The organism is Streptococcus cristatus, assembly GCF_001588905.1.
Taxonomy (GTDB): Bacteria; Bacillota; Bacilli; order Lactobacillales; family Streptococcaceae; genus Streptococcus; species Streptococcus cristatus_N.
Genome location: NZ_LAWH01000031.1, coordinates 20,658 through 27,015 on the forward strand (window position 1 = coordinate 20,658; position 6,358 = coordinate 27,015).

At 43.1% G+C, this 6,358-nt stretch carries 6 protein-coding genes and 1 pseudogene; 1 reads left to right on the forward strand and 6 read right to left on the reverse strand.

Translation table 11 applies throughout. The features are described from left to right. Positions 1 to 132: 132 nt before the first annotated feature. The 6 genes and pseudogenes from A0765_RS06805 to A0765_RS06830 form a co-directional block, all read right to left on the reverse strand. A pseudogene (locus tag A0765_RS06805) lies at positions 133 to 426 on the reverse strand (transposase); the annotation flags it as partial. A gap of 695 nt (positions 427 to 1,121) precedes the next feature. Further along, on the reverse strand, positions 1,122 to 1,559 hold the full coding sequence (gene nusB / locus A0765_RS06810; protein ID WP_062005535.1) for a transcription antitermination factor NusB: 438 nt from the start codon (positions 1,557 to 1,559) through the stop codon (positions 1,122 to 1,124). Continuing rightward, positions 1,552 to 1,941, reverse strand: a complete 390-nt coding sequence (locus A0765_RS06815) for an Asp23/Gls24 family envelope stress response protein (RefSeq protein WP_045500744.1) — start codon at positions 1,939 to 1,941, stop codon at positions 1,552 to 1,554. The genes nusB and A0765_RS06815 overlap by 8 nt, the downstream gene beginning before the upstream one ends. A gap of 30 nt (positions 1,942 to 1,971) precedes the next feature. Then, a complete protein-coding gene (gene efp, locus A0765_RS06820; protein WP_045500742.1) occupies positions 1,972 to 2,532 on the reverse strand; it encodes an elongation factor P in 561 nt (186 codons plus the stop codon). A gap of 61 nt (positions 2,533 to 2,593) precedes the next feature. Further along, the gene (locus tag A0765_RS06825) at positions 2,594 to 3,655 is read right to left on the reverse strand and encodes a M24 family metallopeptidase (RefSeq protein ID WP_062005536.1); all 1,062 of its coding nucleotides are present in this window, start codon (positions 3,653 to 3,655) and stop codon (positions 2,594 to 2,596) included. A 66-nt stretch (positions 3,656 to 3,721) separates the two neighbouring features. Next, on the reverse strand, positions 3,722 to 5,128 hold the full coding sequence (locus A0765_RS06830) for a Cof-type HAD-IIB family hydrolase (RefSeq protein ID WP_062005538.1): 1,407 nt from the start codon (positions 5,126 to 5,128) through the stop codon (positions 3,722 to 3,724). A 66-nt stretch (positions 5,129 to 5,194) separates the two neighbouring features. Here A0765_RS06830 and A0765_RS06835 point away from each other — a divergent pair, with 66 nt between their 5' ends. Further along, positions 5,195 to 6,157, forward strand: a complete 963-nt coding sequence (locus tag A0765_RS06835; protein WP_062005540.1) for an asparaginase — start codon at positions 5,195 to 5,197, stop codon at positions 6,155 to 6,157. Positions 6,158 to 6,358: the final 201 nt, after the last annotated feature.

Sequence of the window (6,358 nt, forward strand, 5' to 3'; positions counted from 1 at the left end):
TACTTTATTTTATTATTTCTTACAAGCTTTTAGATAATTGTAGATATATTCCATAATTCTGTGTAAACGCTCAAGTAGAGTTACGAAGTGTTAATCAAATAAGCTTTCAAGGGTGTCAGAACATTTCCAAGTGTCATCGCGACGTCCATAAGCGGGGATCAAAGCTGGACTAAAGTTCCCATTACGATCTCTTGGAATGGTTAACTGAACAGTCCCATATTTGGTTTCAAATTTCCGTGAATAGGTTCCGTTACGACTATTTCCAGTATGATAGCCTACTTTATCGTAAGGCTCATCCCTTAAAAAGGCTGATAACTCCGCTTGAAGCAGATCATTCATGGCTGTTTCAAGAGAAGAACGGCAACATTCATCAATATCTTGCTGTTGGGCTAGGAAGTTAAGTAGTTCTGTGGTAAACTGAGTCATATGAATAAATCTCTTTCTAGTAATGTTTCGCAACTCTACTAAAACGGATTTATTCCCTTTTGTGTTCACACAACTTATTTTACACTACCACTATACAAAAACAGACAGCAACTTTTTCAACATTATCAAGTTTACCAGCAATTTAAATTTTCCCGTATAGCCCTATTCAAATAGTTATTAAATCCCAAGATTCTCCCCAAAAACTCTCTTCTAAGGAATTGCTCTTTAGGCGTTTTTCTCTTATCTCTTTCTTTTCTTACTTAGACTGACTAGACCATTCCTCATCTCTAAAAAACCTAGTAAAAATCCTAAGAAACGAAAGCGATTTATCCTATAAATAGGGATGAAAAGTACATTCGAGGTCTAGATTGCCATGAATCTATAGGAAAAGTGAACAGCCGAGACCTAGGTTACCAGGAATCTATAGGAAAAGTAAGCAGCCGAGACCTAGGTTACCATGATTCTATAGGGAAAATGACCAGCCGAGGTCTAGATTGCCACGATTCTATAGGAAAAAGGAACAGCCGAGACCTAGGTTACTATGAATCTATAGGAAAAAGAACCAGCCGAGGCCTAGGTTACCACGAATCTATAGGAAAAAGGACCAGCCAAGGTCTAGGTTGCTATAATGGAAACTTTTTAAGCATTATCAGCAACTGCGACTATCAAAAAACAAAAAAGCTGAGACAGTCGTCTCAGTCTTTTTCTTCTGTTATAAATTGGCTTAAAATACCATTGATAAACTTACTTGATTTTTCATCAGAAAATTGCTTGGAAAGTTCAATAGCTTCATTGACCGCTACTCGCTCAGGAGTATCAAACTCTGTGATTTCAAAGATGCCTAATCGCAGGATATTCTTTTCCACCAAGGTCAGACGCTCAACTGTCCAGCCTGCTTTCAAGTGCTGGGCAATTTTCTTATCTAACTCTTCCTTGAATTGAGATACTCCTGTGACCAAGTTGAGTAGAAAGGCTGGGATATTGACCTCAGCATCTGTCTGCTCTTCGTCCTTATCATAAGTATAGGCAAAGCGACAAGACTCAATGGCATCCCCTTCATACTCTAGGCTCATCAAGGCCTGAAACGCCCGCTGGCGTAGCTCTCTTCTAGATTCTAACAAAACATCAGTCATTGAGGAAATCCTCATCAAACAGATCTTTCAAATCTGGTTTTGGTGATTTTTCTGGAACAATACCTGCTACATGGATATTAACAGCAGACAGTTCTACTTCAGCCATATCGTTTACAGCACTTTTGACCGCCTTTTGGATCGCAACTGCAACTGTTGGCACACTAATACCGTACTCCAGATAGAGGTAGATATCAACTGATATGTCGCCACTTTCATCCGTATGCAGCGCAACACCGCGTCCAAGCGTACGCATAGAAAGGCTATCTGACATGCTTTTATTTGCAAAAGAATGAACGCCCTCTACCTTAGCCGTAGCAATGGCAATAATTTTTTCCAAGACTCGTGGCGCAATAACGATTTCGCCTAATTGTTCGTTTGCCATAAGAATTCCTTTCTATATGAAAGATTGAAATTACGCACGAGAAACGTAAGTTCCTTCTGCTGTATTGATGACCAATTTTTGTCCAACTTCGATGAAATCTGGTACGTTGACAACAAGACCTGTTTCAAGAGTTGCTGGTTTACCAGAACCTGTTACAGTAGCACCTTTGATAGATGGTTGTGTTTCTGTTACCACCAATTCAACAGTTGTAGGTACTGTCACACCGATCACTTCTGATCCGTAGAATTGGATTTTCACGTCTGAGTTTTCAAGGATGAATTTCAACTCGTCCTCTACATTAACGACTGGGATTTCGTATTGGTCATAAGTCTCAGTATTCATGAAATACGCAGTGCCATCCATTTGGTACAAGTATTGTGCTGGTACTGTTTCGATGATCGCTTGCTCAAATTTTTCTTCTGGACGGTAGCTAGTCTCAAATGTAGAACCAGTACGAACATCACGCAATTTCATACGCATGATAGTATTTCCCTTACCTGGTTTGTGGTGGCTTGCTTCCAAGACGCGGATCAATTTACCATCTGCAGTTTCAAAAGTCATTCCAGCTTTCAGCTTGCTTGCTTCAATCATTTGTTTTTTACCTCTTTAATAAATAATTTACTCTTTATTCTACCATAAAGCTTGATAATTCTCAAATCACAATCAACTCTTTTGGAGCAAGGGTCAAGACCTCACAACCAGTCTCTGTAATCAGAAGGTCATCTTCGATCCGAACGCCGTATTTGCCATCCAGATAGATACCCGGTTCATCGGTCAGAACCATACCAGCCTTGATCGGTTCTTCTGACTTACCAAAGTAAGGAATCTCATGGATGTCCAGCCCAATTCCGTGGCCAATTCCGTGGCTGAAGTAAGGTCCGTAGCCTGCATCATTGATAATCTGGCGTGGAATCCGATCGAAGTTGATATAACTGAGTCCGGCTTTAGCTGCTTCTATCAAGGCTTGATTGCTACGCAGGACAATATCATAAATTTCCCGCTCTTCATCCGTCACCTGCCCCACATGAACAGTCCGCGTCATATCGCTGACATAGTGATTGTAGTAGCAACCAAAGTCCATGGTCAGGGTTTCACCATTTTGGATGACCTTGTCACTAGCCACACCGTGCGGCATAGCAGAACGGTAGCCCGAAGCGATGATAAAGTCAAAGGAGGCACCTGAAGCACCTAACTGGCGCATACGGGCATCCAAAAAGTTCATGACAGCCAGCTCTGTCGTCTGACCAGGCTTGATAAAGTCCAGCACATCTAGGAAGGCTTGATCAGAAATCTGGCAGGCCTTGCGAATGGTCGCGATTTCTTGCTCATCCTTAATCATGCGCAAATTTTCGATAAAGGCTGTCATGGGCACCAACTCATGACCAGCAAACACACTTTCCAGCATCTTGAAGTAAGCATAGGAAATTTCATCATCAAAACCGATTTTTGCCAACTGATCGTCTGCAATGATTTTAGCAATTTCTCCAACTGCATCCCGCGTTTCAACAATATCAAAGCCTTCAACCACGCCCTTGGCAATCAAGGTATAGCGAGAATCCGTCAAGAAAATCCGTCGTGACTTGCTGATGAAAACCGTCGCTTCTGTGCCACTAAAACCAGTCAGATAGTAAATATTTTTCAGATTGGTTACTAGGACAGCATCGCATTCTGTCTGAGCCAAGGCTGCTTCAAATTTTTCAACTCTTGATAACATGAGAAAACCTCCGTAAAATAATTCGATTGAGTATCGTAAAATAAAAATTCTGCTGATGAAGAGTCGCTACTCTTCGTCTTTTGTTTCTTTTTGAGCCTTTTCCACATTGCGCTGATAGGCCTGAATCTGTCGCTCCAACTCCCGTTCGATCCCTGGTTCTGGCGCATATTTTTCTTCCCAGTCATCTGGTTTGAGGATTTTATGGGTCACTGGATCAAAATGCGCTTTTCCATCTGGGAAAATCTTCCCCATATTGGCCTGATGGACAATATCAAAAATCCGCTCAGGATCAACTCCCATCAAGACAAAGCTACCGTAAGTAAAGTAGAGCGTATCGATCAGAGCATCCACTTGACCAACTAAGGAGATTTCTGCCTTGCTCTTGCTACGAACCTTGGCAGCAGCCTTATCTAAAGCCTCGTGCATTCTAGCCATCGACTGATCAAATTCTTCCTCTGATGAGCTGGCAGCTCTGAGAAATTCAACCAACTCTTCCAACTTGAAGTCAGCACGATGCCGAGCTTCCTCTGGTGTCCAAGCGATGGGTTCTTCCTGCGTAGACTCATCCATGACACCATGGAAAGTCTTGACCTTATTGAAATGGTGATCGCGGGATACAAAGACTTTCTCGCTGGCCAAAATACCGAAATGTTCTAGTGCCCGATGAATCCCATCCTGACTATTGCTGCTAGTCGTATGCTTGGCTACTTCCTTGACAGAGCTGGTACCATTTCCCATAGCAATAGACAAGCCAACTCCCGATAGCATTTCCAAGTCATTGTCAGAGTCGCCGAAGGCCATGACCTGATTGATATCAAAGCCGTATTCTTGACCGACTAAACGAATCCCCTCCAGCTTGGACATCCCTTGATTGATGATGTCCGCTGCATAGGGGCTCGAACGAGTAAATTTCAAATGGGGGAAATCTGCTTCAATCTTTGCACTCTCAGCCGGATCCGCCAAAATCAGAACTTGATAGATAGGTTCTTGAATCAATTTCAGCAGGTCTTCTTCATGCTGAGGCAGGGCCTTACTGACAATCTTGTTAAAACCATGGCTCACCGTCCGAGTCATTTTTCTAGGAATAAACTGGGTAGCCCACTGTGAAAAAGAACTCATACCAAAGGTCATAATTTTTGAACCTTGCATGGCCTGTTCTGTTCCCAAGGAAATCTCTTTTCGGTGCTCCTTGGCATAGGCAATCAGATCACGCAGGCTCTGCTTATCGATCGGTGTGGCAGAGATGACCCTATCTTTTGAAAAAATATACTGACCATTGTAGGTGACAGCAAAGTCTAAATCCAGCTTGTCCATAAAAGGTTTGACAAAGAAGGGGCCCCGACCTGTTGCTAAACCGACCAAAATCCCCTGTTCCTGCAAACTCTTAATGGCAGCTTCTGTCGATTTCAAGACGGTTCGACTGTCATTAATCAAGGTTCCATCTATATCAAAAAAGACGGCTTTTATTTCCATTGATTTTCTCATTCTTTCCTTTTATGATACAATAAATTATAACACAATTCGCGGAGAAGCACATCTATGAATAAGCAGATTTTAGTTTTACATACGGGTGGAACCATTTCCATGCAGGCTGATGGAAGTGGCGCTGTCAATAGCAGCCAAGACAATCCCATGAACCATGTGGCTGTTCCTTTAGATGGTATTGAAGTGACGGTGGTTGATTTCTTCAACGTTCCCAGTCCTCACATCACTCCCCAGCACATGCTCGACCTCTACCAAAAAATCAAAGCTGACGCTGACCAATACGACGGTGTGGTCATTACCCACGGAACCGATACTCTAGAGGAAACGGCCTACTTCCTTGATACCATGGACCTACCTGATATCCCTGTCGTTTTGACCGGAGCTATGAGAAGTTCAAATGAACTCGGTAGTGACGGAGTTTATAACTACCTGTCTGCTTTGCGGGTAGCCAGTGACGAGAAGAGTCGAGGCAAGGGCGTTCTCGTTGTCATGAATGATGAAGTCCATGCTGCCAAATATGTCACCAAAACACACACCACCAACGTCAGCACCTTTCAAACTCCGACGCACGGTCCTCTAGGCCTGGTCATGAAGCAGGAAATCCTCTATTTTAAAACAGCAGAGCCCCGCGTTCGCTTTGACCTGACTAGCATTTCAGGCCTGGTGCCCATCATTCCAGCCTATGCCGGTATGAAAACAGAACTGCTTGATATGCTGGATTGGCAAAAGCTAGACGGCCTCATCATCGAAGCCTTTGGCGCAGGCAATCTGCCAAAAGAAACTGCGGAAACATTAACAGCGATGGCAGAAGCTGGTCTCCCCATCGCTCTCGTTTCACGTTGTTTCAACGGCATTGCTGAGCCTGTCTACGCCTATGAAGGCGGTGGTGTCAAACTGCACCAAGCCGGAATCATGTTTGTCAAAGAGCTCAATGCACCGAAGGCTCGCATCAAGCTGCTGATTGCCCTCAATGTCGGCCTAAGTGGTCAAGCATTAAGAGATTATATAGAAGGATAGAAAATCAAGCTTGTCTACTCGCTTGCTAGGCATTATTTCTTGATTTTCCTTTATAAATGCTGTATCCCTCGATATAAAGTTCATAAATATTCTTAGCCTTAAACGAAGTTATAAATTCAAAAAAAGAGTCTGGGACAAAAGTCCTAGACTCTTCAATTGTCTTTGGATTGTAGAGCAAGACGCAGTGGTTGAGTGGGCTCT

Coding starts and splice junctions, on each gene's coding strand:
- nusB (WP_062005535.1), bottom strand. CDS start 1,559: ATGACTGATGTTTTGTTAGAATCTAGAAGAGAGCTACGCCAGCGGGCG.
- A0765_RS06815 (WP_045500744.1), bottom strand. CDS start 1,941: ATGGCAAACGAACAATTAGGCGAAATCGTTATTGCGCCACGAGTCTTG.
- efp (WP_045500742.1), bottom strand. CDS start 2,532: ATGATTGAAGCAAGCAAGCTGAAAGCTGGAATGACTTTTGAAACTGCA.
- A0765_RS06825 (WP_062005536.1), bottom strand. CDS start 3,655: ATGTTATCAAGAGTTGAAAAATTTGAAGCAGCCTTGGCTCAGACAGAA.
- A0765_RS06830 (WP_062005538.1), bottom strand. CDS start 5,128: ATGGAAATAAAAGCCGTCTTTTTTGATATAGATGGAACCTTGATTAAT.
- A0765_RS06835 (WP_062005540.1), top strand. CDS start 5,195: ATGAATAAGCAGATTTTAGTTTTACATACGGGTGGAACCATTTCCATG.